Annotated in this window: 23 protein-coding genes; 9 read left to right on the top strand and 14 right to left on the bottom strand. The window is 70.3% G+C overall.

What is annotated here, in order from left to right:
* Positions 1 to 5: 5 nt before the first annotated feature.
* The 5 genes from DW298_RS07405 to phnD are packed head-to-tail and all read right to left on the bottom strand — an operon-like array spanning position 6 to position 4,038.
* On the bottom strand, positions 6 to 632 hold the full coding sequence (locus DW298_RS07405) for a TetR-like C-terminal domain-containing protein (protein ID WP_136041803.1): 627 nt from the start codon (positions 630 to 632) through the stop codon (positions 6 to 8).
* On the bottom strand, positions 629 to 1,396 hold the full coding sequence (locus tag DW298_RS07400; protein ID WP_136041802.1) for a tyrosine-protein phosphatase: 768 nt from the start codon (positions 1,394 to 1,396) through the stop codon (positions 629 to 631). The genes DW298_RS07405 and DW298_RS07400 overlap by 4 nt, the downstream gene beginning before the upstream one ends.
* A complete protein-coding gene (gene phnE / locus DW298_RS07395) occupies positions 1,393 to 2,244 on the bottom strand; it encodes a phosphonate ABC transporter, permease protein PhnE (protein WP_136041801.1) in 852 nt (283 codons plus the stop codon). The genes DW298_RS07400 and phnE overlap by 4 nt, the downstream gene beginning before the upstream one ends.
* Positions 2,228 to 3,139 (bottom strand): phosphonate ABC transporter ATP-binding protein, encoded by a 912-nt coding sequence (locus DW298_RS07390; protein WP_240745050.1) that lies wholly within the window; start codon positions 3,137 to 3,139, stop codon positions 2,228 to 2,230. Before DW298_RS07390 ends, phnE begins: the two co-directional genes overlap by 17 nt.
* Positions 3,136 to 4,038, bottom strand: a complete 903-nt coding sequence (phnD, locus tag DW298_RS07385; protein WP_136041865.1) for a phosphate/phosphite/phosphonate ABC transporter substrate-binding protein — start codon at positions 4,036 to 4,038, stop codon at positions 3,136 to 3,138. The genes DW298_RS07390 and phnD overlap by 4 nt, the downstream gene beginning before the upstream one ends.
* A gap of 197 nt (positions 4,039 to 4,235) precedes the next feature.
* Between phnD and DW298_RS07380 the strand changes: the two genes are divergently transcribed.
* Both DW298_RS07380 and DW298_RS07375 read left to right on the top strand, forming a co-directional pair.
* Positions 4,236 to 5,099: a hypothetical protein gene (locus DW298_RS07380; RefSeq protein ID WP_136041800.1), complete on the top strand. Its 864-nt coding sequence runs from the start codon at positions 4,236 to 4,238 to the stop codon at positions 5,097 to 5,099.
* Complete coding sequence (locus tag DW298_RS07375; protein ID WP_136041799.1) at positions 5,096 to 5,944, top strand: SMP-30/gluconolactonase/LRE family protein; 849 nt, start codon at positions 5,096 to 5,098, stop codon at positions 5,942 to 5,944. Before DW298_RS07380 ends, DW298_RS07375 begins: the two co-directional genes overlap by 4 nt.
* 220 nt (positions 5,945 to 6,164) lie before the next feature.
* Here DW298_RS07375 and DW298_RS07370 read toward each other — a convergent pair whose 3' ends face one another.
* Together DW298_RS07370 and DW298_RS07365 are read right to left on the bottom strand one after the other, a co-directional pair.
* Positions 6,165 to 7,019, bottom strand: coding sequence for a fumarylacetoacetate hydrolase family protein (locus tag DW298_RS07370; protein WP_136041798.1), 855 nt, complete (start codon positions 7,017 to 7,019; stop codon positions 6,165 to 6,167).
* Between the two features lie 13 nt (positions 7,020 to 7,032).
* Positions 7,033 to 8,007 (bottom strand): C-terminal binding protein, encoded by a 975-nt coding sequence (locus DW298_RS07365; protein ID WP_136041797.1) that lies wholly within the window; start codon positions 8,005 to 8,007, stop codon positions 7,033 to 7,035.
* Positions 8,008 to 8,245: 238 nt separating this feature from the next.
* Here DW298_RS07365 and DW298_RS07360 point away from each other — a divergent pair, with 238 nt between their 5' ends.
* Positions 8,246 to 8,995: an SDR family oxidoreductase gene (locus DW298_RS07360; RefSeq protein ID WP_136041796.1), complete on the top strand. Its 750-nt coding sequence runs from the start codon at positions 8,246 to 8,248 to the stop codon at positions 8,993 to 8,995.
* Complete coding sequence (locus DW298_RS07355) at positions 8,988 to 9,362, top strand: nuclear transport factor 2 family protein (protein ID WP_240745049.1); 375 nt, start codon at positions 8,988 to 8,990, stop codon at positions 9,360 to 9,362. Before DW298_RS07360 ends, DW298_RS07355 begins: the two co-directional genes overlap by 8 nt.
* A 388-nt stretch (positions 9,363 to 9,750) precedes the next feature.
* Here DW298_RS07355 and dinB read toward each other — a convergent pair whose 3' ends face one another.
* The gene (dinB, locus tag DW298_RS07350; protein WP_136041795.1) at positions 9,751 to 10,947 is read right to left on the bottom strand and encodes a DNA polymerase IV; all 1,197 of its coding nucleotides are present in this window, start codon (positions 10,945 to 10,947) and stop codon (positions 9,751 to 9,753) included.
* A gap of 118 nt (positions 10,948 to 11,065) precedes the next feature.
* Between dinB and DW298_RS07345 the strand changes: the two genes are divergently transcribed.
* Positions 11,066 to 11,881, top strand: coding sequence for a zinc-ribbon domain-containing protein (locus tag DW298_RS07345; RefSeq protein ID WP_205820292.1), 816 nt, complete (start codon positions 11,066 to 11,068; stop codon positions 11,879 to 11,881).
* A gap of 182 nt (positions 11,882 to 12,063) precedes the next feature.
* Here the strand turns inward: DW298_RS07345 and DW298_RS07340 are convergent, their stop codons facing one another.
* The 5 genes from DW298_RS07340 to DW298_RS07320 are packed head-to-tail and all read right to left on the bottom strand — an operon-like array spanning position 12,064 to position 18,916.
* Positions 12,064 to 13,140 carry an enolase C-terminal domain-like protein gene (locus tag DW298_RS07340; RefSeq protein WP_136041793.1) on the bottom strand — a complete coding sequence of 359 codons (1,077 nt, stop codon included), beginning with the start codon at positions 13,138 to 13,140 and terminating at the stop codon, positions 12,064 to 12,066.
* A complete protein-coding gene (locus DW298_RS07335; protein ID WP_136041792.1) occupies positions 13,137 to 13,892 on the bottom strand; it encodes an SDR family oxidoreductase in 756 nt (251 codons plus the stop codon). Before DW298_RS07335 ends, DW298_RS07340 begins: the two co-directional genes overlap by 4 nt.
* A 53-nt stretch (positions 13,893 to 13,945) precedes the next feature.
* Complete coding sequence (locus DW298_RS07330) at positions 13,946 to 15,337, bottom strand: hypothetical protein (protein ID WP_136041791.1); 1,392 nt, start codon at positions 15,335 to 15,337, stop codon at positions 13,946 to 13,948.
* A gap of 34 nt (positions 15,338 to 15,371) precedes the next feature.
* Entirely contained in the window at positions 15,372 to 17,552 is a 2,181-nt protein-coding gene (locus DW298_RS07325) for a DUF4148 domain-containing protein (protein WP_240745048.1), read from the bottom strand.
* Positions 17,552 to 18,916 carry an MFS transporter gene (locus tag DW298_RS07320; protein WP_136041790.1) on the bottom strand — a complete coding sequence of 455 codons (1,365 nt, stop codon included), beginning with the start codon at positions 18,914 to 18,916 and terminating at the stop codon, positions 17,552 to 17,554. The genes DW298_RS07325 and DW298_RS07320 overlap by 1 nt, the downstream gene beginning before the upstream one ends.
* 144 nt (positions 18,917 to 19,060) lie before the next feature.
* Here DW298_RS07320 and DW298_RS07315 point away from each other — a divergent pair, with 144 nt between their 5' ends.
* From DW298_RS07315 to DW298_RS07305, 4 genes are all read left to right on the top strand, one after another.
* Entirely contained in the window at positions 19,061 to 19,711 is a 651-nt protein-coding gene (locus DW298_RS07315) for a GntR family transcriptional regulator (protein WP_136041789.1), read from the top strand.
* A gap of 8 nt (positions 19,712 to 19,719) precedes the next feature.
* Positions 19,720 to 20,562, top strand: coding sequence for an SDR family NAD(P)-dependent oxidoreductase (locus DW298_RS07310; RefSeq protein ID WP_136041788.1), 843 nt, complete (start codon positions 19,720 to 19,722; stop codon positions 20,560 to 20,562).
* A 105-nt stretch (positions 20,563 to 20,667) separates the two neighbouring features.
* A complete protein-coding gene (locus DW298_RS19730) occupies positions 20,668 to 20,841 on the top strand; it encodes a hypothetical protein (protein ID WP_205820285.1) in 174 nt (57 codons plus the stop codon).
* A 95-nt stretch (positions 20,842 to 20,936) separates the two neighbouring features.
* Positions 20,937 to 22,379, top strand: coding sequence for an amino acid permease (locus DW298_RS07305; protein WP_136041787.1), 1,443 nt, complete (start codon positions 20,937 to 20,939; stop codon positions 22,377 to 22,379).
* 237 nt (positions 22,380 to 22,616) lie between these two features.
* Here DW298_RS07305 and DW298_RS07300 read toward each other — a convergent pair whose 3' ends face one another.
* Entirely contained in the window at positions 22,617 to 24,770 is a 2,154-nt protein-coding gene (locus tag DW298_RS07300) for a peptidase C14 (RefSeq protein ID WP_240745047.1), read from the bottom strand.
* Positions 24,771 to 24,799: the final 29 nt, after the last annotated feature.

The raw sequence follows: 24,799 nt of genomic DNA, 5'->3' as shown, positions 1-24,799 counted from the left end.
GCCTCTCACGCCACCATCCCGCGCCAGATCACCTCGATCGCGGCCCGCATCCGATCGACCACGGCGGGGTCGCTGACCCGGTCGCCGCGGACGACGAGCTGGTAGTAGGCCACCCCGGCGATCGCGTCGAAGCAGGCCTCGACGTCGAGGTCGGCCCGCAGCTCACCCCGCGCCATCCCCGCGCGCAGCGCGTTCTGCAACGGCACCCGGCGCCGCGACACGTGCGACTCCCAATACGTCCGCTGCAGGGCACGGTCGGCCATGACCAGACGGATGCGCTGACGGAACCGCTCCTCGGAGTATCCGGGTGCTGAGGGGGCGACTCCCTCGGCTCCGAGCCCGAGCCCCGCGAGCAGGATCTCGTGCAGGTCGGCATCCGCGGGGTACTCGGGCGGCACCTCGCGACCGACGTCGAGCGCCGCCGCGATCAGCAGTGTGAGCGACGGCCAGCGCCGATACAGCGCCGCCCTGCTCACCCCGCTGCCGGCGACCACGCGCGACACCGTCACCTCGTCGCCGGCGTCGATGATCGCGAGCGTCGCCGCGACGATCTGCGCGTCGAGGTCTTCGTCGCGCGGACGACCGGGGCGGCGGCGAACCGCGGCCCCGGCATCCGTGGTCGGCACCGTCATACGGCCAGCGCCCGCTCCCGCAGCCGGGCGATCGTGGCATCCGAGAGCCCCGCGGCGCGCAGCGGGGTCAGCGGGTCACCGTGCTGCGCACGGAGGGTGTCGAGCAGGCTGCGCATCGACACGTCCATCGAGCCTTCGAGCAGCGATGAGGTCTTCCCGAGCGCGTCGGCGTCGAAGCCGAGGGCCTTCCACATCGCCCCCATCACGGGTGCGGTGCGCGCCATGATCGCGACCATGTTGTCGCCCGTGCGAGCGTAGTCCGTGACGATGTCGTCGTCGTGCGCCCCCAGGGCGAGCAGCAGCATGGCCGCGAGCACCCCGGTGCGGTCGCGGCCCGCCGCGCAGTGGAAGGCCGCCGTGCCGGGGGTGTACGCGATCACGTTGAGCGCGATCACGAGCTGCGGCGCCGCCCCGTCGACCATGCGCCGGTACATCAGACCCATGGCCTCGTGCGTGAGGGCCGGCTTGTCGCGGTCCATCGACTCCCCGACATCCGCGATCAGGGGCAGGTGGTGGTACGCGACCGGATGCTCGCCCAGCGGTCCACGGCCGGTGACCGAGACCTCGAGCGGCGAGCGCAGGTCGATGATGGCCGTGAGCCCGCCCGCGACGAGCTCGTCCGCGACCTGCTCGGTGACGTAGGCGAGGTCGTCCGTGCGGATGGCGACCCCCTCGCGGAGCACGCCGCCGTCGATCGCGATGCCGCCGAGGTCGCGCAGGTTGACCGGTGCGCTGAGGACGAGGTCGGTGTCGATGATGGTCATGTGATTCTCCTTCGGATGAGGGCACTGCCCTGGTCGATCACCGTGACGAGCACGATGATGCAGATGATGATGGCGCTGAGGTGGCCGTAGTCGTACATGCGCATGGCGGTGGTCAGCTCGAGGCCGATACCGCCCGCGCCGACGAGGCCGAGGATGGTCGCACCGCGCACGTTCCCCTCGAACAGCAGCAGCGTGTACGAGGTGAGCAGGGGCGCGGCCTGCGGCAGGATGCCGTACTGGATGACCTGGCGCTTGGAGGCGCCGACGGCCTCCATGGCGACGACGGGCCCGCGGTCGACCTGCTCCATCGCCTCGGCGAAGATCTTGCCGATCGAGCCGATGGAGCCGAGCGTCATGGCCAGGATGCCGGCGAAGGGGCCGAGCCCGACGGCCGAGACGAACATGAGCGCGAACACCAGATCGGGCACCGAGCGGATGATGTTCATGATCCAGCGCGTCGGGTAGTACAGCCACTTCGGCGCGAGGGTCGACGTGGCCCCGAACGCGACGATGAGCGACAGCACCGCGCCGAGCACGGTGCCGACGACCGCCATCTGGAAGGTCTCGAGCAGCAGCGCCAGGATGGTGCCGATCTTCGAGAAGTCGGGCGGGAACAGGCGCGAGAGGAACTCGCCCATGTTGACCGCGCCCTCGCCGAGCTTCACGAAGTTGAACTCGGCGCCGTTGAACGACCAGAGCAGCAGCAGGAACGCCACCGGCAGGCCGATCAGGAAGCGGGCGCGCGGCACCCGGAACGCGCTCTCGAGCCGGGCGCGCTCGGCCGGATCGAGCGTGGGGCGCGCGGTGCGGTCCGTTCGGTCGGCCCGCGGTTCAGTGGTCGTGGTCATCGCCGTCCTCCTCGTCGTCGTACAGCGGGCTGAGGGCGGCGGCATCCAGTTGCGATGTCACTCCCGAGACGAGCATCTCGCCGTGCCGCAGTCCCACGATCCGATCGCTGTGGGCGAGGGCCAGGGGCAGCACGTGCAGGCTCACCAGCACGGGGATGCCGTCCTGCGTCGCGATCTCGCGCAGCAGTTCGAGCACCGAGCCCGCGAGCTTCGGGTCGAGCGAGGCGACCGGCTCATCGGCCAAGATCACCTTCGGCTGCTGCATGAGCGCCCTGGCGATCGCGACGCGCTGCTGCTGCCCGCCCGAGAGCGAGCGCGCGGGGGCGGATGCCTTGTGCGCGATGCCGACCCGATCGAGCAGTTCGAGCGCCCGACGGCGGTGTGCGGTCGAGAAGCCCCCGGCGAGGTTGATCGGCCCCGCGCCGTGCAGTGCGCCCGTGAGCACGTTGGTCATGACGCTGAGCCGCGGGATCAGGTTGAACTGCTGGAACACCTGCCCGACCTCGGAGCGCAGCGTGCGCAGCTCACCGCGGGCGAGGTTCGTGACGTCGTGCCCGGCGACCCGCACCGTGCCGGCCGAGATCGGCGCGAACCCGGTCAGACTGCGCATCAGGGTCGACTTGCCGGAACCGGAGGCCCCGAGCAGAGCCACCATCTCACCCGGGAACAGGTCGAGGTCGACGCCGTCGAGCACCGTGTTCTCGTCGTACGCCACCTGCAGGCCGCGCACCGTCACGAGGGGGAGCGCCTGGCGCAGCTCGGCGGTGGGGGTGCGCACCGCGGGGGCCTCCGCGCCGAAACCCAGACCATCCGTGCCGGGTGCGGCGGGTCGGTCGGCAACACGCCCACCCGGAGCCGCTTCGTCTCCGTTTCGGCGGTGGATCAGCACGGTCACTTGAGGTCCTTGAGCTCGACGCCGGCGACAGCGGCGATCTCGGCGAAGGACTCGAAGTCCGCTCCCTCGGGGTCGGCCGTCTGCGGGGCGGCGGCGAACGCGCCGAATGCGCCCAGACGCTCGGCGTTCTCGGGGGAGAACACCTCGGCGATACCGTCCTGGATCACCTTGCGGGTCTCGGCATCCAGCGACTGACGACCGAGCACGGCGCCCTGGATGTCCATCGCCGGGCTCTCGCCCACCGCGCGCCACTCGCCGTCCGCGAACGGGAACATCGGGGCGCCGAGCTCGGTGAGCATGACCGCGGTGCACGCGGCATCCACCTGCCCCTGCTCCAGCGCGGCGAAGCTGCCCTCGTGTCCACCCGCGAAGATGGCCTCGTAGTCGGCGCCCTGCTCGAGCCCGGCCTCGTGCAGCATGTACACGGGCATGAAGTAGCCCGAACTGGAGGCCTGGTCGGCGAACGCCACGGTCTTGCCCTCGAGGTCTTCGACGGTCTGGATGGGCGAGTCCTCGAGCACGACGCAGGTCGAGACCGGCTTGCCGTCGCCCTCGAAGGCGACCAGGGCATCGACCTCTCCGGTGTTCACGGCGAGCGCGGAGGGGAAGCCGCTCATGATGCCGATGTCGACGTGGTCGGCGCGGATCGCCTCGACGACGCTGAGGTAGTCGGGCACGTCGGTGACCTCGACGTCGCGGCCGGTCGCGGCTTCGAACAGCTCGGCGAACACCTCGATCGGGTTCTCGGCGGTGGGATCGTCGCCGACGGGAAGCGTGGCGATCGTGATGGGGGCGTCGGGATCGGCCGGGGCCGCCTCGGCGGTCGGGCTCTGGCATGCGGTGAGGGCGAGGGCGGCCACGCCCAGGAGGCCGACGACGGGCAGGGTGAAGCGGCGCATGATGACCTTTCGGGAGGAGAGTCCTCGGAATTCCGAGAACATCGGTATTCCAACTCCCGAAGGTGACGGGCAATTACGAGACCGCCGTACTCCGAATGGAACGTCGGGTGAACGGATGGTGTCGGCGCTCGGGTGCGCGGGTCTCCGACGAAGACCACGCATCGCGCGAGTACCCCGAGAAGTAGGCTGAACGCATCATGGACGAGTTCATCCAGGGCTTCTGGAACTTCGCGGGCAACTACTGGTGGCTCATCTTCCCCATCATGGGGATGGCCGGCGGTGCCGCGAAGGCGTGGGAGCAGGGCTCCAAGCGCCGCCACGAGCGCCGCCTGGAGACTCTGCGCATGAAGGCGCAGCTGAAGACCGCCGAGATCGAGGCGCGCGCACTCACCCAGCAGGCCAAGCGCCGCGGACCCTCGGTGGTCGACACCACGGCATCCGTCGCCCCGAACGACCTCGTCGCGCGACTGTTCGCCGAGCACGACGAGATCACCGCACGCTGGCTCGACTATGAGCTCGACGTCGCGAAGCTCATCGCCTTCCCCGCCATGAGCGATGGCCGTCAGCCGTTGACCGCCGCGTTCCTGCGGGCCAAGAAGACCGCGGATGCGCTGCGTCCGGCATCTGCCGAGGCGAAGGTCTCGGAGCAGCAGATCACCGAGTACCTGCAGGCCGTGGGCGACTACGCGGTCGCGTTCGAGATCGCCGAGAAGGATGCGCGGCGGCTGCGCGACTCGACGTTCACCGAGCCGGAGCGCAAGCGCCTCGAGCGCGCCCAGCAGCTGCTCAAGGTCGCGGTCGACGAATCGGCCACGCAGGCCGAGCGCAACGTGGCCTACAAGCGGGTGCGCGAAGAGCTCGACGGCCTCATCCTGCTCTCCGACGATGCGGTCACCGTGCTCGAGAAGCAGGTGGCGCGGGAGCTTCCGGCCGGGGCAGCCGCCGCTCCGGCATCCGCAGCCGACTCCGCGCCCGGAACCGCACCGGAACCCGAGCGGATGCCGATCGCCGACCCGCTCCGCCCGGCACCCCCGCGCACCCAGCCGAGAGATGAAGCATGACCCCGGAGAACGTCACCGGTCCCGTCGCCCATCACGCCGAAGGTCCCGTGTGGTGGCCCGGCTGGGGTGGGCTGCGGTGGGTCGACGGCGAGGCCGGCGATCTGCTCACGCTGCGCTCCGACGGAGTGACCCGCCAGCACATCGACGACGAATACCTGGCCTTCGCACGGCCACGCACGAACGGCGGGCTGGTGGCCGTCGGCGCCCGCACGCTCTACCTGGCGGACGACGTCGACGGCGAGACCCGCGCGGCGGCGACCCTGGGCGACGACCCGCACGTGCGCATGAACGACGGATGCTGCGACCCGCGCGGCCGCCTGCTGGCCGGGTCGATGGCCTACGACTCGACCCCGGACGCCGGGTTCGTGCTGCGCGTCGACGCGGAGCTCGGCACTTCGACCGTGTTGCCCCGGGCCACCATCTCGAACGGCATCGGGTTCTCGCCCGACGGCCGCCGCGCCTACTACGTCGACACCGCCACGCACCGCATCGACGTGTTCGATGTGGCCGAGGGCGAGCTGCGCGGGCGGCGGGCGTTCGTCTCGATTCCCGAGGAGCAGGGATCGCCGGACGGGTTGACGGTCGCCGCGGACGGCAGCGTGTGGGTCGCCCTCTGGGGTGGCAGCGCCGTGCACGGCTACGACGCGAGCGGATCCCTCGTGCAGACGATCGAGCTCCCCGTGCCGCAGGTGTCGGCCTGCACGTTCGGCGGCGACGACCTCGGCACGCTCTACATCACGACGTCGGCGCAGGGGCTCCCGGACGACCACGGCACGGAGGCGGGTTCGGTGTTCGCGGTGCGGCCCGGCGTGCGGGGGCTGCCCGTCGCGCTGTTCGCCGGCTGAGACGGGCGCGCCGCGGACTGCGCGCCCTTTCGGCCCCGCCGAATCAGGCGAGTCCACGAAAACAGGCTCCTTCGCAGCGAATCCGCCTGATTTCGCCGGATCGCCTGATCCGGGACATCCCTCCGCGACACCGACGGACCCCCGACGACCTCTGCCCGAGGCACGGTGCACTCAGCAAAAGGAACCGTGCCTCGGACACAGGCCGCCGGGTGGCGCAGGCTCAGCCCAGGTGCACCCGCTCGGTGCGCTGGTGCTGGCGGCCGAGACCCTCGATCTCGATCGTCATCTCGTCGCCGTCCTGCAGGTACGGGAAGCGGCCGGAGAGCGCGACGCCCTGCGGGGTGCCGGTGTTGATCACGTCACCGGGTTCGAGCACGAGGTACTGGCTCAGCTCGTGCACGATCTGCAGCACCGGGAAGATCATGTCGGCGGTCGACGAGTCCTGACGCGGCTCGCCGTTCACGAACGAGCGCAGCCGCAGCGCCTGCGGGTCGACCTCGTCGGCGGGCACGAGCACGGGACCGAGCGGGTTGAAGGTCTCGGAGCACTTGCCCTTCGACCACTGGCCGCCCGAGACATCGAGCTGGTAGGCCCGCTCTGACACGTCGTTCGAGATCGTGTACCCGGCGATCACCTCGCGCGCGGCATCCGGCGACGACAGGTACCGAGCCGTCTTGCCGATCACGATCGCCAGCTCGACCTCCCAGTCGACCTTCTCGGCGCCCGGCGGCAGCAGCACGACGTCGTTCGGGCCGACGACGGTGTTCGGATGCTTGAAGAAGATCACCGGATGCTCGGGCGGCAGCGACCCCGACTCGGCTGCGTGCGCGGCGTAATTCTGGCCGATGCAGACCACCGCGGTCGGACGAGCGACCGGGGCGCCGATGCGCAGCCCCTCGACCTCCGCCGTGGGCAGCTCGCTGCGGCTCAGTGCCGCGCGGACGCGCGCGATGCCGTCGGACGCGAGGAAGGCTCCGTCGATCTCGGCGGTGAGGGGTGCGAGGTCGTAGACGACACCGGCCTCGCGGACGTACGGGCGTTCCTGGCCGGAGGCGCCGAGTCGCAGCAGTTCCATGATGATCCTTCGGTCAGCGCGCGGGGGCGTAGGTCGGGTTGACGATCGGCACGGACTCGCCGGCGAGGTACCGGATGATGTTCTCGGCCGCGTGCACGGGCAGATCCGCCAACGCCTCGGGAGAGAACCAGGCGGCGTGCGGGGTCAGCAGCACCTGCTCGAGGTCGCGGAGCGGGGAGTCGGCGGCGAGGGGTTCGCCCGCGAACACGTCGAGGGCGGCGGCGCCGAGGTGCCCGGCGCGGAGTGAGGCCGCGAGCGCCTCCTCGTCGATGAGCGGACCGCGGCAGGTGTTGACGACGACGGCCCCCGGCTTCATGGTCGCGATGGCTGCGGCATCGATCAGGTGCCGTGTCTCGTCGGTCAGCGGCACGTGCAGGGTGAGGATGTCGGCCCGAGCCACGGCATCCGGGATCTCGACGAGCTCGCAACCGGCCTCGCGCACGGCGTCGGCGGGGGCGTACGGGTCGGCGACGAGCACCCGGAAGCCCAGCGCACGGCAGCCGCGGGCGACCATCGATCCGATGCGACCGAAGCCGAGCACCGAGACGGTGGTGGCCGAGGGGCGCACGGCGAGCGGGCGGGCGTCGACGGCCTTCCAGGTGCCGGCGCGCACGGCGCGGTCGTAGGCGGGGAGGCCGCGGGCCTGCGTCATGATCATCGCGATCGTGTGCGCGGCGACCTCTTCGATGCAATAGCCGGGGGTGTTCGCGACCGCGATGCCGCGCGCAGTGGCGGCCTCGACGTCGACCATGTCGTAGCCGATGCCGACGCGGCTGATGATGCGCAGGTTCGGCATCCGGTCCATCACGTCGCCGGTGATCTGCGCCCACTGCACGACGAGCCCCTCGGCGTCGGAACCGGCTGCGGCGATGTCTTCGAGGCTGCCGGAGGCCGCGCGCTCGGCACGCAGCCCCGCCTGCCGGAGAGTGTCTTCGATGACGATTCCTGGCAGGTCGCAGTCGCTGACGAGGATGAAGGGCTCAGTCATGACAGCGATGCTATAGCATCTAGCAAATGTCTGCACGGCGCTGCGGCGAGCGGGCGCCGTGGGGTGAGGCAGTGGGGTGAGGCTGTGGGGGTCGCTCGGGTCGAGGCCAGCGGGGCGAAAACCCAGACGAACCGATGCGGCATCCGCGTGTCGAGGCTCGGCGCGCCGTAGCCGCCCTCGATCGTCTCCCTTTTTTGGCCTCGGCGCCGCACCCGCATTTTGCTATAGCATCGGACGCATGACTACGCGCCGCGCTCTGATCACGGGGGCCAGTTCCGGCATCGGAACCGCCGCCGCCCTCGACCTCGCCCGGGAAGGCACCGCCCTCTGGATCACGTATGCGGGGCGGGAGGCCGAAGCCCTCCGTGTCGCCGAGGAATGCCGCGCTGCCGGATCGCCCGAGGTGCACGTCTCGCGCCTCGACCTGCGCGAACGCGAGTCGATCGACGCGCTGGTCGACGAGATCACGGCCGCCTGGGGCTCGCTGCACGTGCTCGTCAACAACGGCGGCGTCTGCCCGTACACCCCCTATGACGACATCGACTTCGACGAGTGGGACATGGTCCTCGAGACCAACGCCCGCGGCACGTTCTTCCTGACCCGCGGCGCCCTCCCGCTGCTACGGTCCGCCGAGGGAGATCGCTCCGTGATCAACATCGCCTCGATCGCCGGGCAGGTCGGCGCGCTGCAGACCGGCATCCACTATGCCGCGAGCAAGGGAGCGATGCTCGCCATCACGCGCAGCTTCGCCCGGCACCTCGCATCCGAGGGCATCCGCGTGAACGCCGTCACCCCCGGCCCGGTCAAGAGCGCGATCACCGACCAGTTGCAGGGCGCGGGCCGCGAGAAGCTCGAAGCCGGCATCCCGCTCGGGGCGTTCGGGCAGCCGGAAGACGTCGCCTGGATCATCTCCTCCCTCGCATCGGAGCGCGCTCGCTTCATCACCGGAGCCACCTACGACGTCAACGGAGGCGTTCGCATTGACTGACCTCATCTCCCGCTCTGCCACCTCCCGCTCTGCCGCCTCCCGCTCTGCCCTGGACACCGTGCAGGCGCAGCTCGACGCGTTCAACGCGCACGACCTCGACGCCTTCGTGGCCACCTATGCCGCGGATGCTGTGATCACCGGCGTCGCTCCCGAGCCCGTGGTGGGGTCGGCCGCGATCCGCGCGTTCTACGAGCCGCGGCTGCAGAACCCCGAGCTGTCGTGCGTGATCGAGACGAGCGTGCTGTTCGGTGCCCGGTGGGTCGTCGCGCAGGAGCAGGTCATCAACGGGGGCGTCGCCACCGAGACCATCGCGACCTTCGACGTGGTCGACGGGCTGATCTCCCGCGCCTCGATGCTCAAGGCCTGATGCTGCGCAGGACGCGGCGTCACATTCGGCGGTAGACGTCCGAGCGGTGGGCGATAGAGCCGTCCCGACGCGAAGGAGCCCTCCCAGCGAGAAGGCGCCCTCCTTACCTGAAGGAGATCTCGCGGCTAGGAGCCCTCCCGGCTACATGACCTCCGACATGAAAGAGATCTCGCCGCTAGGAGCCCTCCCGACATGAAGGAGATCTCACGAAATGAAGGAGATCTCGCGAAATGAAGGAGCCATCCGCGAAAAGACTCCTTCATATCGTGTGATCTCCTTCAGAACGCGCGGTCACAGCGGCCGAACGTGCGGTCACAGCGACCGAACGCGCGGGCACAGCTGCCGAACGCGCGGTCGCAGCGGCCGAACGTGCGAGGCCCGGCGCGGCTCACTCGTGCTCGGGCAGGATCGGCGACGACCACCCCGGGTCGCGACCCAGCTGCGCCGCCCGCGAGACCGAAGTCGACCCGTAGCGGTCACGCAGCGTGTCGAGCACGGAGTCGAGGCGCGCCTCATCACCCCAGTCGATCGGCAGCTCGGGCTGCACGTCTCCTGCGCGGTCGAGCTGCGACAGCGAGATGCCGATCAGAGTGATGCCGCGCGCGGTGATGTCGGCCTGAGCCGCGGCGAGCAGGGCACGGGCAACGGTGAGCACGATGGCGGTGCGGTCGGTGGGAGCGCGCAGCGAGCGAGAACGGGTGGCTTTCGTGAAGTCGCCGAAGCGCAGGCGCAGCACGACGGTGCGGCAGACGCGGTCGCCGTCGCGGAGCCGCCGAGCGAGCCGGTCGACGATCTGCGTGAGGATGAGGTCGAGCTCCTCGGCAGATCGCGGGCGTCTCCCGAGCGCACGCTGCGAGCCGATGGATCCCCGCCGCCGAGTGGCGTCGACCGGTCGCGGATCCCGTAGCCGAGCGAGCGCGTGCACATGCGCGCCCGTCGCCTTGCCCAGCATCCGCTCCGCTGTCGCGGCTTCGAGCTCGGCGAGCTCGCCGACGGTGCGGATGCCGTAGCGGTGCAGCTTCTCGGCCGTCACGGCTCCCACACCCCACAGCCGTTCGACCGGGAGCGGCAGCAGGAACTCCTCCTCCCGCTCGGGCTCGACGACCAGCAGGCCGTCGGGTTTGCTCACGGCGCTGGCGACCTTGGCGAGGAACTTCGTGCGAGCGACCCCGACCGAGATCGCCAGCCCGGCCTCCGCGCGCACGCGTTCGCGCAGCCGCGCCGCGATCTGCTCCGGCGTACCGGCGATGCGTCGCAGACCCCCGACCTCGAGAAACGCCTCGTCGATCGAGAGGCCCTCGACGAGCGGCGTGGTGTCGCGGAAGATCGCGAACACGTCTTTGCTCGCGGCGGAGTAGGCGTCCATGCGCGGAGGGACGACGACGGCGTCGGGGCAGAGTTCGCGCGCCTGCCGGCCGCCCATCGCCGTGCGGACACCGCGCGCCTTCGCCTCGTAGCTCGCGGCCAGCACGACCCCGCCGCCCACGATGACGGGACGACCGCGCAGCTCGGGCGCATCACGCTGCTCGACCGAGGCGTAGAACGCATCGAGGTCGGCGTGCAGCACCGTGGCTTCCCCGCGCATCCGTTCTCCCGTCGACGTGCGGATCGTCGCACGGACCGGGGACATCCGGGTCGGAATCGAGCAGGGGCGGCGGGATGTCGGTGCTCGCGGATATCGTCGGCGCGTGCCGGAACCGGTGATGCAGTGGTGGGCGCGACGGCAGTTCTCCCGCGGTCGCGCCGTTCCGTATGACGTGGGCACCTACCGCGCCGGATGGGCGGCGTACCCCGAGCTGATCCGCCAGTACCACCCGGAGCTGAACCACGGCATCGCCCTCTCGCAGATCCCGCTCGCCGCGGACGTGCTCCTGTGCTGGGAGTGCCCGGTCGGGCATCGGTTCGCCGCCACCCCGGCCGAGCAGCGCGAACGCCCTGGGCAGGTGCGGCGCCGCTCCGCCTGGTGCCCGGAGTGTTCCGCGCTGGCCCGCCCGCAACCGGTCGTGCTCGGCGAAGCACGCGCCATTCCCCGCAAGCCCCGTCGCCCCGCACCCGCACTCTGCACCAAGACTCCCGACCTTCCCGCCGGCACCGCGTTCGTGAGCGAGTGCGCGCCGCGGCCGGCATCCGCGACGGAAGGACGCCTGCGCGCGGAGCTCGCGGCACGGATCGAGTTCGACGCGGCCGTGAACGCGGTGAAGGTGTCGCGTCCGTTCTTCCGCCACACCGAGATCTGGCCCGACATCGTGTTCCCGGAGCTGCGGGTAGCGCTCGAGTACGACACGGTCGGCCGTCACGGTCTGGAGCACGTCGGCAAGAGACAGGATGCCGATCTGCGGAAAGACCGCGCCCTCCGCGCCGCGGGGTGGGAGGTCATCCGCATCCGCACCGGGAAGCTCGAGCCCCTCGGGCCGCACGACCTCGCGCTGTCGTCGGTGAGCGGGAAGAGTATCGCGCGGATTCTCGACGAGCTGCGGGCGATCCGCGGCGCACTCCTCGTGGACGCGTATCTCCGGTGATGTGGTTCTAGGTATGCCAGGCGTCGAGCAGCGTCCGGCTCCGTGCAGCGTGCGGCGCTAGGTCGCTCTCCCCGGCCGCGCGGCCCCCGTCGCGAAGGAGAACTCTCGAAATGAAGGAGCCGACAGCGCAGGACAGCCTTCATTCCGCGAGTTCTCCTTCAGAACGTGCGGCGTGACCGCCCTCAGCCCTTCCGGAACCGGAACACGCCCGGATCGAGCGCGAACCCGAGGCCCACGGCATCCGTCGGCCGGATCCGCCCCTCGAACGACGGTCCGCCGCGCACGAAAGACGGCGCCGGGTCGTAGGGGTTGACGCCCCGCGCGAAGGTCTCGACGCCGATGCCGAGGTGAGCGGTGACTTCCGGATAGACATGCCCCGAGACCGGCACGCTGCGCTCGGCCGCCCAGGCGATCAGCTCGCGCGCGGGGGTCACACCACCGATCGCGACCACGTCGATCCGCAGCGCCTCCACTCCACCGACCCCGACCAGAGCCTTCAGCACCGCAGGGTCGGTGACCTCATCGCCGACCGAGACGGCAAGTCCCGACTCCCGACGGATGCGCGCGACCCCCGCGGCGTCTTCGGGGAGCAGCGGGTCTTCGAGCCAGGCCAGCTGCGGGTCGCCCCACTGCGCGATCTCGGCCAGGGCGGCATCGGCATCCGGCCAACCGAAGCCGACATCGACGATCAGGCCGGTCGCGGAGGGCAGCTCGGCGTTCAGCAGAGCGAGCAGCTCACGCATATATGCCGGATCCGGAATGCGCGAGATCTTCACGTGCGTCCAGCCGTCTGCCTGCGCGAGCACCTCGTCGGCGACCTCGCGCGGCGTGCGGGAAGCCGACGGATACGCGGCGACGAGGATCGAGTCCCGCGGGGCGTCTCCGGTGCCGAGCATCTTCCACAGCGGCACGTCCGCCCGCCGGGCCGCGATGTCCCACAGCGCGATGTCGACGAGCCCGATCGCCCGCCGCACGAGCCCCACCCGACCCACGATGGCACTGCCGCGCAGCATCCGCTCCCACGTCGACGCGGGGTCGTCGGCATCCGCACTCACTGCGTGCGCGGCGACGAGCCGATCGACGATCTCGGCCATCGGCGCCTCGCGCGACAAGCAGTACGCCACTCCGGTCGTGCCGTCGTCGGCCGTCGCCCGCACCGCGCTGTACTCGCGGCGGGTCACGGTCATCGCGCCCAGCTGCAGCGGGGCGGGCAGGGGCAGCGCGGCCGTGGCCGTGTCGATGCGGGCGATCGCGCTCATTCGGGCTTCTTCGCCAGGGGCACGCCGTAGTCGACCATGAAACCACCGTCGACGTACAGGGTCTGACCGTTCATGTAGCGCGACTGGTCGGAGACGAGGAAGCTGACCGCCGCAGCGATCTCGCTCGCCTCACCCAGGCGCTTCGCGGGGATGCGCGACAGGATCGTGTCGAGGCTGAGGGTGCCCGCCTCGACGCCCTGCCGGAAGACACCCGTGTCGACGTAGCCGGGGGCGACCGCATTGACCCGCACACCGCGCGAGGCCCACTCCGCACCGGCGGTCGAGGTGAGGCCGATCACCGCGGCCTTCGTGGTGGCGTACGGCGCGCGCCCCGACGAACCGCGCGAGGAGATCGACGAGATGTTCACGACGCGGCCCTCGCCGCGCTCCAGCATCCGCTTGCCGGCGGCCTGCAGTGCCGAGAAGACGCCGTGCAGGTTCACGTCGACCACGGCCGACCACTCGTCCCAGCTGAGGTCTTCGATGCCGCGATGGCGCTGGATGCCGGCGTTGTTGACGAGCACCTCGATGGGTCCGAGCTCGGCCTCGATCTCGCCGAAAACCCGGTCGACGCCGGCGTGGTCGGTCACGTCGAGCTCGCGCCACAGGATGCCGGCGGGGTTCTCTCCCGCGGTGAGTCCGGGCACGCGGTCGGCGGCGACGACCGTGTAGCCGTCGGCGGCGAGGCGCTGGCCGATCTCCCAGCCGATGCCGGCGGATCCTCCGGTGACGATGGCGACGGGCGCGGTCATTGCTCTCCTCAGGGGTTCGAGATTTGCTATAGCAAGTGTAGTCGGAGGGCGGGTCAGCGGGGGATCAGGTCCGCCACGACCGCCGTGACGTGCTCCACGAGCAAGTCCAGGGCGCCCGGCGCGAGCGGGGTCTGCCACGCCTGATACGCCCCGCGCTCATACGCGTCCCGCGTCGGCAGGTACACGAAGCCGGGACCGTTGGTGAGGTTCATCACGACGATCGGCGTCTCCGGGAACCTCACCCGCAACGTCGTCTGCAAGCGCGAGTACGCCTCGCCGGGGTGCCCGAGGATCACGGCATCCCCGAGCCGCCAGGCCCAGACCGGATGCTGCACGGTCGGGCCGTCGATGTAGCCGTCGCGCAGGTTGCGCGCGCGACCGAGGCGCTCCTCGCGCGAGCGGGGGTCGATGTCCTTCCACTCCTCGGCAAGCTCGTCGAGCGTCGGAAGGTCGCGCAGCGGCAACTCGACGCTCGTCACCGAACCGGCCGCGCCCTCCCCGCCCCGAGCAGCCTGCCCTGCCCAGATCGCCAACGGAGCACCGGACTCCACCACGCCCTCGAGCGTCAACTCCTCCCCGGGCGCCGGCAGCGAGTCGAGGGCCGCGAGCACCGCGTGCCCGAGCGAGCGTCCGTGGCGGTCGGCGACCGTGACGTCGCCGGTGTACTGCTCGCGCGGGGCCAGCTCGCCGGAGGCGCCCTGCACGAACAGACACGGCGCACCCGTGGCGGCCTCGACGATCTCGCGCATCGCGCCGACGTAGTCCGGCGACACCTCCCGGCTCTGCCAGGCGAGCGTGGTCGGGTGGCACGCGTAATTCACGAGCGTGCCGCGCACGACCCCGTCGACGCTGAGGCGGCCGATCATGACCGTGTCGTCGGCGGCGCCGGCGGGGTTGAAGCCCACCAGCGCGCGACCGTCGACGTCGAGTTCTCGATCGGCCGCGAGCGTGCAGCGCCCGCTGGTCCACTCGATGAGTCCGGGGACCGCCCCGTCGAGCGCCTCCCGCCCGGCGGCGATGCCCGCGGCGGCAAGCGCCTCGAGGTACCCCGGGATCAGCTCTCCGCCCGGCAGGTGCGCGTCGGCCGCGCAGAGCACCGCGCCCGCGTGGGTGTGCGAGAGCGAGAGCATCAGCTGGTCGGGGTCGAGCCCGAGTCCGGCCAGGATCGCCCCGCGCACGCCCTGCTCGTCGGCCACCCGCCGCCACCAGGTGCCGTCCACGGCGAGCAGCAGCCGCGGGCGCTCGTCACCGCCGATCACGGCGAGCGCGGTCAGCTCGAACGGCCGATGCGCCCCCTCGGAGCGCTCCCAGTCGGCCGGACCCCAGTTCTTCGCGCGGATGCCGAGCGGCGGCGTGATGTCCTGCCGGGCCACGCCGATGCGCGCCCGCGTGCGCGGGATCCGGATGCGATCGCCGACGTGCGTCGCGGCTGAGGTGTCGTTCACTCGAAGTCCTCCATGTGCTCCATGATGCCGCCGCTCACGCGATCGTCAGCACGTCGGCGATCAGCACGCGGTCTCCGGCCTCGGGGAGATCCGCCTCGGCGCCACGCACGACGTCGTCGCTGAACAGCAGCGTGGACGGCTCCGAGAAGCCGTCGGCCAGCCGCAGCCGTCCGCCGACGAATTGGCTGCCGGTGACGCGTGCGTGGTTGACGCCCGTGCCGATGTCGACGTGCGCCACGCCCTTCGGCGCCGTCGAGGTCACGCCGTTCAGACGCCAGGTGATGACCCCGGAACCGGCGGCTCGGGACAGCATGGCTCCCTCGCCGCGCTCGGTGCTGAGCTCGACCCCGTCCACCGCGATGACCTGGTCGCGCACCGCGGTCGCGGTGAGCAGGACATCGCGCACCGCGCCGCCTCGGATGGTCACCCGCGACGCACCGAACTCGGCCGCAGCACCCTTCGCGGGACCGCTCAACCGGCAGTCGACGAACTCGACGGCGCCGGCACCGCGCGCCTTCACCCCGTCGATCCCCGTGATCGTGCAGCGCACGAAGCTCACGGGCACCGTGACCGGGGTCTGGATGAGCACCTGGTCTTTGGAGAGCGCGAAGGTGCAGTCCTCGATCGTCGTCGGCCGCGAGGATCGGGCCGAGCGCTGACCGATGGCCAGCAGTCCGGCGGTGCAGCCGCGCAGCTGGGCGCCGTCGGCGTTGATCGTCATGGTCGCCTGCGGGTCGAAGGTCGACCGTCCGATGACGCGGACGTTCTCGAGCGTCAGATCGCTGATCTTGGTGCCGGCGACGAACCACGAGCAGACGTGATCGCGCACCGTGATCCGCTTGGCGGAGGTGCCCCACTGCGCGCCGGAGTTGGCGATGTCCATCAGCCCCGAGTTGCCGATGAAGGTGAGGTCGTGCTCGTACTGACCGTGGGTGGTGAAGGGGTTCCCGCCCTGATCGTCGCCGTCACCGTGGCAGTTCTCGACGATGCAGTACGCGCTGGCGGTCAGGTCGTTGAGGTGCCGCGCGTTCGACGACGTGCAGTCGCTCACCCGGCCGTAGAGGCAGTAGATCTGCTGCGTGAGGTACCCCGCGCCCCCGTAGAACACCGTGGGCGGGTTCTCGACGGAGCAGCGCTCGGTCGTGAAGTGGGTGTTCCACCTCCGCATCACGACCGGCCACCAGGTGCGGCTCGCGTGCACATCGGCGACATCGCATCCGATCGCGTACTCGAAGGCGATCGGATGCGATCCGGTCAGCTCGCGGGAGTCGGGAAACGAGCCGTCGGTGGGCCCGTCGAAGGGGCCGGCGCCGAGGAACCGCATGTTCGAGATGCGCACTCCTTCGACGGGGGCCATCTGTCGCCAGGTGAGCTTGCGTCCCTTGTCCAGCGGCCACCCGTTGAGGTAGTCGATCCGGATGTGCGTCCCGTCGATCTGCTGCGTCACCTGGACGAACCGCTGGATCTCGCGCTCATCGGCTCCGCCTCCGGCGACCGGGTCGCACTGCACCGCCCACCAGGAGTCCACCGGGAACTTCGACGCGTCGGGCACGGCGACGGCATCCGTCAGCTCGGGCCAGGCCTCCGCCAGCTGATGCTCGACGACGACGTCTCGCGACACCCCGGTGAAGAACATCACCGCACCGAACGGGTTGTCGTGGGAGTTCGCCTCGATGCCTTCCGTCGAGATGACGTGACCGCCGAAGTCGATCTCGAGGTGGGACCGCGTGAAGCGATGCCGCCGCTGGAACAGCAGATCCGTGTGGGCTTCGATCCGGGCGATGCGGGGATCGTTCACCATCGCGGCGAGCGCATCGTCGGCCGCCGTCTTCGGCCCCGTGATGCCGAACACCCGGAAGTCGACGGTGCCGTCGTGCTGCAGCAGCCAGCTGGTGCCGCGCTTGCCGGCGATCACCGTGCCGCCGTTGGGCTTGAGCTTCCCGTTCTCGCTGCCCACGTACACGAGCAGCCCGGCGTCGCCCGGCGTCCGGTACCCGGCGACGATCGCCACCTCGCCGTCCCGCGCGCGGAGCCGCGACAGCTCGGCGACGGATTCCGCCCGGGTGATGTCTTTCGCCCCCATGGCGACGGGCGACGCCTGCGCGGGTGTCGTGGCGGCGAGGGAGCCGGCAGTGCCGAGCGCGACCGCACCGAGCCCGGCCATGAGGGCGCGGCGCCCGGTGGAGCGCACGCTCCCCTCCGCGTCAGCGACCATCAGCGCACCCCGGTCTTCGCGTCCGCCTTCAGGAGGACCTCGGCGGGAACCGTGAAGTCCGCGCGCCGGCTCAGCACGAACGCGATGGTCGCGCCGAGCAACGTGAGCCCCGCGATGAGGAGCAACCCCCAGATCGCCGATCCCGTGGTCTCGCTGATCCAGCCGATCGCGTACGGACCGGCGAACCCGGCGAGATTGCCGACCGAGTTGATGAAGGCGAGCCCGGCAGCGGCCGCGGTGCCCGTGAGCACCATCGGCGGCAGACTCCAGAACAGCGGCGTCGTCGAGAACAGGGCCGACATGCCGACGCACAGCGCGGCGAGCGCGAGGATCGGCGTGCCCTGCGCCGCGACCGCCGCGATGAGCGAGAGGGCGGTGATGGTGAGCGTGATGCCGATCTGCAGGGGGATGTTGCCCTGTTTCCTGGCGGCGCGCTCCCACGGCAGCATGACGAGCGCTGCGCACAGGTTCGGCAGCGCGACGAGCCAGCCGGTCGTGACGTTGGAGAAGTCGCCCATGCTCTTCACGATGGTCGGGAGCCACATGCCCAGACCGTACGCACCGAACACGACGCCGAAGAACAGCACGATCAGGGTCCACAGGCGTCCGTTGCTGAACACCTCGCGCAGGCGCAGACGTCCGTGCTTCTGCTCGGTCGCGGCGGTCTCGGCGGCGAGGGTGTCGTTGATCCACCGCTGCTCGGTCGCATCGAGCCAGCGCGCATCCTGCGGACGGTCGGGCAGCCAGAAGAAGACGACGAAGGCGAGGAGCACGGCGGGGATGCCCTGCAGCAGGAAGACGAGCTGCCAGCCGTCGAGTCCCCACATGCCGTGGAGCTCGAGCATCCAGCCGGAGAGCGGGGCGGCCACCGCGTTCGCGATGGGGTTGGACAGTACGAACACCGCGAGCACCTGGGTGCGGTACTGCCGCGGGAACCAGAGCGTGAGGTAGAGGAGCACGCCGGGGAAGAAGCCGGCTTCGGCGATGCCCAGGACGAAGCGGGCGATCGCGAACTGGGTGGCGTCCTGCACGAAGGCGGTGAGGGCGGCGACCAGACCCCAGGAGACCATGATGCGCGCGATCCACTTGCGGGCGCCGAAGCGCTCGAGGAGGAGGTTGCTCGGCACCTCGAACAGCAGGTATCCGATGAAGAAGATGCCGGCGGCGAACCCGAACGCGGCTTCGGTGATCTGCAGCGCCGCCGTCATCTCGAGCTTGGCGAAGCCCGCATTGTTGCGGTCCATGTAGGCGACGAGGTAGAGCAGCCCGAGGAACGGGCCGAGCCGCCAGATCGCCTTCTTCATGGCGGAGGCCCCGACTTGGTCAGGCGTGCGCGTATCGGGGGCGATTGCGTTCCTGGACATGACAACTCCTTCGTTGGTGTGGGCTTGCTATAGCATCTAGCAGATCTCGGCCGGTGTCCACCCATCCGCGAAATGCCATAGCATCGAGCGAACGAATGCGCGCCCGCTCGACGGGGCTGCGCCGCGGATCGAGAGGGCCCCCGAATGCGCAGCGTCTCGGATCAGAACATCGCCGAACAGGTCGCGGACGAGCTGCGCGCTGCCATCCACTCCGGAGAGCTCGCCCCCGGCGAGCGCCTCGTCGAGCGCAAGCTCGCCGACCGCCTCGGGGTGAGTCACATCCCCGTGCGCGAAGCCCTGACCCGCCTCGCCGAAGAACGCCTGATCACCCGCGAGCCCCGCCGCGGCGCCCGCGTCGCGCAGTTGAGTGCCCAGGATCTGGAAGAGATCTCGAGCCTGCGAATCGTGCTCGAGCAGTTCATGGCCATCCGTGTGCAGGAGCGGTGGAACGAGGAATCCGCCGCCCGACTCGGGGCCATCATCCAGGCGATGTCGGATGCGGCACCCGGCGACATCGACGAGGTCCTGCGCCAGGACCGCCTGTTCCACGAAACCCTCGCTGATCTCGCCGAGCATCGCTTCCTCGACGAGCTGAGCGGGCAGCTGCGCGGCCGCATCACCGGCTTCCTGCACGCGGCGAACGCGGCCCTCGACCCCGCCGAGCAGGAGGAGCACGTGCACAGCCACCAGCAGATCGTCGACGCCATCGCCAGCGGCGACCCCGGCCGGGCGCAGGCGGTCATCGCCGAGCACGTGACCCGGGCCGTCCGTCGCATCACCCCGACGGCCGAGTGACGCGACCCGTGCCTCAGAAGACGATCGTCCTCACCGGAGCATCCGACGGCATCGGAGCTGCGGCCGCCCGCCAACTCGCGCCGTCACCGCACCGGCTCATCCTGATCGGCCGGTCCGTCGAGAAGACCCGCGCGATCGCGGAGGAGGCCGGGGCGGAGTGGTTCACCGCCGACTTCGCCCGCCTCGACGACGTGCGGGCCCTGGCGGAGAAGATCACGGATGCCGTCGGCGATGACGGCATCCACGTGTTGGCGAACAACGCCGGCGGCATCTTCGGGGATCAGACGCCGACCGTCGACGGCTTCGAGAAGACGATGCAGGTCAACCACCTCGCACCGTTCCTGCTCACGAACCTGCTGCTGCCGCAGCTGCGGGCATCCGGCGGGGCGGTCATCAACACCTCGAGCATCGCCCACCGAATCTTCGGGCACATCGACGTCGACGACCTCGACAACACCCGCCGTTTCACCCCCAACAAGGCGTACGGCGACACGAAGCTCGCCAACGTGCTGTTCGCGAAGAGCCTGCACACGAAGTTCCATGCCGAGGGGCTCAGCGCGGTCGCGTTCCATCCCGGCACCGTGCAGACGAACTTCGCGTCCGACTCGTCGAGCGTCATGCGGCTGCTCTACCGCACGCCCCTCAAGCACCTGCTGCTGATCGGGGCCGACAAGGGCGGCGACACCCTCCGCTGGTTCCTCGAGGGCACTCCCGGCGAGACGTGGCTCTCCGGCGCCTACTACGACGAGCGCACCCTCACCACGAAGGTCAATCCGCAGGTGCACGACCCGGATCTCGCCGAGGCCCTCTGGCAGCGCAGCGCCGAGCTCGTCGGCATCCCCGCGGGCTGAGCCCCCTCCTCTTCCCCCCTCGCCCCGCCCCGCCCCCTTCCCCCTCCCCCTTCGCCGAGTGCACGGCTTCCCGCCGAGTGCACGGCTTCGTCGCGGGAGCACCCCGTGCACTCGGCAACATCCCGCGCACTCGACAGCGGTGGCAGCGGCAGCGGCGACAGCGGCGGCAGCGGCGGCAGCGGCGGCAGCGGCAGCGGCAGCGGCAGCGGCGGTGGTGGTGGCCCGACGGATGCTGCGGATGGGCGCACGCCCGGGCGTCGGAACTGGCCAGAAGTCTGATTGAGCGGCAGCTGAGGCGGGCGTAACGTGTTACAGGCCAAAAGCTCAGCCATCGCTCGCCGCCCCCACCAGGGCGGCCACTAAGGGAGGCAAGGATGCCCCGCACGAATCCGAAGAATCCGGCGTACTCCGTCTGGCGGCGCAAGCCCGTCGGCGATCTGAACGAAGAGGCGGAGAGCAGCGGTCTCTTCAAGTCCCTCGGGCTGTGGCAGCTCACCGCGATCGGCGTCGGCGGCATCGTCGGAGTCGGAATCTTCTCGCTCGCCGGACTCGTCGCGCACGGCGATGCCACGAACCCCGGCGTCGGACCCGCCGTCGTCATCTCGTTCCTCATCGCCGGGCTGGCCTCGGCGGCCGCCGCACTCTCGTACGCGGAGTTCGCGGGAATGATCCCCCGCGCCGGATCGGCGTACAGCTACGGCTACGTCGCGCTCGGCGAGATCACCGGCTGGTTCATCGGCTGGGATCTGCTCCTCGAGTACGTGGCCATCGTGGCCGTCGTGGCGATCGGGATCTCCGGTTACCTCGACGCGTTCCTCTCCGGCTTCGGCGTGCACCTGCCGACCGCGGTCACCGAGACGTTCGACCAGCCGGGCGGCGTCGTCAACATCCCGGCGATCCTGATCTGCCTGCTCGTGACGTTCCTCCTCAGTCGCGGCACCAAGACCTTCGGCCGATTCGAGCTGGTGGCGGTCGCGATCAAGATCCTGCTGATCCTGTTCATCGTGGGGCTCGGCATCTTCTACATCAACACCGACAACTACACCCCGTTCATGCCCTCCGGCTTCGGTCCGGTCTTCACCGGGGCGGCGACGGTGTTCTTCGCCGTGTTCGGCTACGACGCGATGAGCACCGCGGCCGAAGAGGCGAAGGACGGGCGCAAGCACATGCCGAAGGCGATCATCCTGTCGCTCGTCATCGCCATGCTGCTCTACGTCGCCGCGACGCTGGTACTCACCGGGATGCAGAACTACCAGGACATCGATCCGAAGGCCGGCTTCGCGTCGGCGTTCTCCAGCGTCGGGCTGCCCGTCATCGCGTCGATCATCTCCGTGTTCGCGGTGCTCTCGATCCTCACGGTCATGCTCACGTTCCTGCTCGGCGCCACCCGCGTGTGGTTCTCGATGAGCCGCGACGGACTGCTCCCCGGCTGGTTCTCGAAGGTCGACGGTCGCGGTGTGCCCCAGCGGGTGACCTGGATCGCCGGCATCGGGTCCGCGTTCTTCGCGGGAATCTTCCCGATCAGGGCCGTCGCCGACCTGACGAACATCGGCATCCTGGCGGCGTTCGTCGTCGTGTGCATCGCCGTCGTCGTGTTCCGCTACACGAAGCCGGATGCCCCGCGCACGTTCCGGCTGCCGTTCATGCCGGTGGTGCCGATCGTCGGCGTCGGCTTCTCGCTGTTCCTCATCTCGCAGCTGCACTGGGAGACATGGCTGCGCTTCGGCGTCTGGCTCGTGATCGGGCTCATCGTGTACTTCGCCTACGGTCGCCGCCACTCGCTGATGAACCCCGACAGCCCCCGCCGCCCGCGCTGACGCCCGGTCACTCCCGCCCGGTCACTCCCGCCCCTCGCCCCCTGCGCCCCTGCACCCCCTTCACCCCTGCGCCGAGTGCACGGCTTCGCGCCGAGTGCACGGCATCTTCACGTCGAGAAGCCGTGCACTCGAGAACAACCCGTGCACTCGGCGACAGCGGGGGCCGGGGCGGCAGGGGGGTGGAGGTGGGCGGCGGCACTCGGCACGCGCAGCGGGGCGCGGGCGGCGCTCCGCGACTCAGACCACGAGGTTGGCGGTGTCGACCACGCGGTCGCCCTCGGCGGGGAAGGCCGTGCGGGTGACGCCCGACTCGACGTTGCCGGTGTGCAGCAGGGTCGAAGAACCGCCGAACGCGGCATCCGCCAGCTCCAGCGCGCCGCCCTCGAACCGGTTGCCGACCGCGCGGTAGTGCGTCGTACCCTTCGTGATCGCGACATGGGTCGACGATCCCTCGGCGCGGAAGCTGCTGTCCGACAACGTCAGGTGCAGCTCGCCGTCGCCCGTCCGGGATACACCGGTTCCGCCCTTGATCGACACATCCGATCCCGCGATCTCGACCACCTGGCGCTCCGCCCGCGCCGCAGCGATGCGGGCGTTGCGCAGCGTCGACCCCTCGAACCGCAGTTGCGCCGACGACGAGACGATCGGCGCCGCGTCATCCGCCGCGTTCAGCGTCGAACCGCGGAACGTGACCGCCCCCGAGCCCGCGATCTTCATGCCGCCGACCCGGTCGAGCACGGTGTCGACGAAAGTGACCGGGGTCTTCACGGTGGCGTTGGTGAGCTCGCCCGGCGCGACGAACGTGAAGTGCGAGTCGGCGATCACGGTCGGGCGACCGGAGTTGTCGGATGCCTGCGTGATCACGAGCGTGTCGGATGCCGTGCACCCGCGCAGCTGCGCGCCGTCGGCGTTGATCCACAGCATCCCGGAGCCGGCGAGCGAGGGCTTGCCGATCACCTGCACATCTTCGAGGGTGAGGTCGGTGATGCGCACGCGGGCGACGAACCACGAGCACACGTGCTTGCGCACCGTGATGCGCTTGGCCGCCGATCCCCAGGCCGCCCCCGAGTTCGCAAACGTCATCAGCCCGGAGTTGCCGGTGTAGGTGAGGTCGTGCTCGTACTGGCCGTGCGTGACGAACGGACCCTGGTCGTCGCCGTCGCCGTGGCAGTTCTCGACGAGGCAGTAGGCGCTCGCGGTGAAGTCGTTCAGGTGCCGCGAGTTGGCGGTGTGGCAGTTGGCGACGTACCCGTACAGGCAGTAGATCTGCTGCGTCAGGTAGCCGGCGCCACCCCACGTCACCGAGGTGGGGTTCTTCAGCGTGCAGCTGACGGTCGAAAAGTAGGTGTTCCACCGGCGCTGGATCAGCGGCCAGAAGGTTCCCGTGCCGTCGATGTGGTCGACGTCGCAGCGCACCGCGTACTCGAAGGCGAGCGGGTGCGAGCCCGTGTACTCGTCCTTCCCCGTGCCGAGGAACTTCAGGTTCGAAACGGTCACGTCCTGCACCGGCACCACTCGGCGCCACGTCATCGTGCGGTCCTTGCCGAGCGGCCAGCCGTTCTTGTAATTGATGCGGATGTGCGTGCCGTCGACGATCTGCGTGACCTGCACGAGCCGCTGCAGCTCGCGCTCCCAGCGGCCGGCCAACGCGTTCACCTCGGCGGCGTACCAGTCGCCGACCGCGAAGAACGAGGAGTCGGCGACCGGGAAGACGTCGCCGAGGTCGGGGACCACCTCATTCAGCCGCGCCTCGTGCACGGCATCCGTCACCTCGCCGCGGAAGAACATGACCGCGGCGAAGGGGTCGTCCTTGCCGGCGTTCTCGATGCCGACCGTCGTCATGAGGTGGCCACCGAAGTCGAACGCGATGTTCGACCGCGAGAACTTGTGGCGGCGCACGAAGTTCAGGTCGCTGTGGGCCTCGATCCGATGGATGCTCGCATCGTTCACCATCGCGTCGAGAGCATCATCGGCGTTGACCTTCGCGTCCATCACGCCGAACAGGCGGAAGTCGACGACCCCGTCGTGCACGAGCAGCCAGGCACCGCCCTTGGGGGCCGCGATCACGGTGCCGCCGTTCGCCTTCGGGGCATCCTTCTTCACGAACCGGTACAGCCCGTCGCCACCGTCTCCGGCCGCCGCGTACCCGACCGTGCGCACGAGGTCGCCGTCTTTGCCCTTGCGCTTCGCGAGGTCGGTCGCGGTGCCGCCGTTGGCGACGTTCGCCGAGCCCGACGAGCTCTGCGGTGCCACGGGTCCTGCGGCCTGCGCGGCCGCGGGCATGCCGACGGCCGCCACTCCGCCGATCGCGGCGGCGCCGAACCCGGCGAGCAGCATGCGCCTGCTGCGCAGCGCGGCGGTTTCGGTCTGGGTCATCTCCTGCGGGGTCATGCTCATCCTTCCGTGCGGCGTCATCACCG

The organism is Microbacterium sp. A20, from assembly GCF_004794515.1.
Taxonomy (GTDB): Bacteria; Actinomycetota; Actinomycetes; order Actinomycetales; family Microbacteriaceae; genus Microbacterium.
This window is presented reverse-complemented; position numbering and strand designations above follow the sequence as displayed.

What these genes read in the sequence shown, in the direction of transcription:
- DW298_RS07405 (WP_136041803.1), bottom strand. Translation starts at nt 632, where the DNA reads ATGACGGTGCCGACCACGGATGCCGGGGCCGCGGTTCGCCGCCGCCCC.
- DW298_RS07400 (WP_136041802.1), bottom strand. Translation starts at nt 1,396, where the DNA reads ATGACCATCATCGACACCGACCTCGTCCTCAGCGCACCGGTCAACCTG.
- phnE (WP_136041801.1), bottom strand. Translation starts at nt 2,244, where the DNA reads ATGACCACGACCACTGAACCGCGGGCCGACCGAACGGACCGCACCGCG.
- phnD (WP_136041865.1), bottom strand. Translation starts at nt 4,038, where the DNA reads ATGCGCCGCTTCACCCTGCCCGTCGTCGGCCTCCTGGGCGTGGCCGCC.
- DW298_RS07380 (WP_136041800.1), top strand. Translation starts at nt 4,236, where the DNA reads ATGGACGAGTTCATCCAGGGCTTCTGGAACTTCGCGGGCAACTACTGG.
- DW298_RS07375 (WP_136041799.1), top strand. Translation starts at nt 5,096, where the DNA reads ATGACCCCGGAGAACGTCACCGGTCCCGTCGCCCATCACGCCGAAGGT.
- DW298_RS07370 (WP_136041798.1), bottom strand. Translation starts at nt 7,019, where the DNA reads ATGGAACTGCTGCGACTCGGCGCCTCCGGCCAGGAACGCCCGTACGTC.
- DW298_RS07365 (WP_136041797.1), bottom strand. Translation starts at nt 8,007, where the DNA reads ATGACTGAGCCCTTCATCCTCGTCAGCGACTGCGACCTGCCAGGAATC.
- DW298_RS07360 (WP_136041796.1), top strand. Translation starts at nt 8,246, where the DNA reads ATGACTACGCGCCGCGCTCTGATCACGGGGGCCAGTTCCGGCATCGGA.
- dinB (WP_136041795.1), bottom strand. Translation starts at nt 10,947, where the DNA reads ATGCGCGGGGAAGCCACGGTGCTGCACGCCGACCTCGATGCGTTCTAC.
- DW298_RS07345 (WP_205820292.1), top strand. Translation starts at nt 11,066, where the DNA reads ATGCAGTGGTGGGCGCGACGGCAGTTCTCCCGCGGTCGCGCCGTTCCG.
- DW298_RS07340 (WP_136041793.1), bottom strand. Translation starts at nt 13,140, where the DNA reads ATGAGCGCGATCGCCCGCATCGACACGGCCACGGCCGCGCTGCCCCTG.
- DW298_RS07335 (WP_136041792.1), bottom strand. Translation starts at nt 13,892, where the DNA reads ATGACCGCGCCCGTCGCCATCGTCACCGGAGGATCCGCCGGCATCGGC.
- DW298_RS07325 (WP_240745048.1), bottom strand. Translation starts at nt 17,552, where the DNA reads ATGGTCGCTGACGCGGAGGGGAGCGTGCGCTCCACCGGGCGCCGCGCC.
- DW298_RS07320 (WP_136041790.1), bottom strand. Translation starts at nt 18,916, where the DNA reads ATGTCCAGGAACGCAATCGCCCCCGATACGCGCACGCCTGACCAAGTC.
- DW298_RS07315 (WP_136041789.1), top strand. Translation starts at nt 19,061, where the DNA reads ATGCGCAGCGTCTCGGATCAGAACATCGCCGAACAGGTCGCGGACGAG.
- DW298_RS07305 (WP_136041787.1), top strand. Translation starts at nt 20,937, where the DNA reads ATGCCCCGCACGAATCCGAAGAATCCGGCGTACTCCGTCTGGCGGCGC.
- DW298_RS07300 (WP_240745047.1), bottom strand. Translation starts at nt 24,770, where the DNA reads ATGACCCCGCAGGAGATGACCCAGACCGAAACCGCCGCGCTGCGCAGC.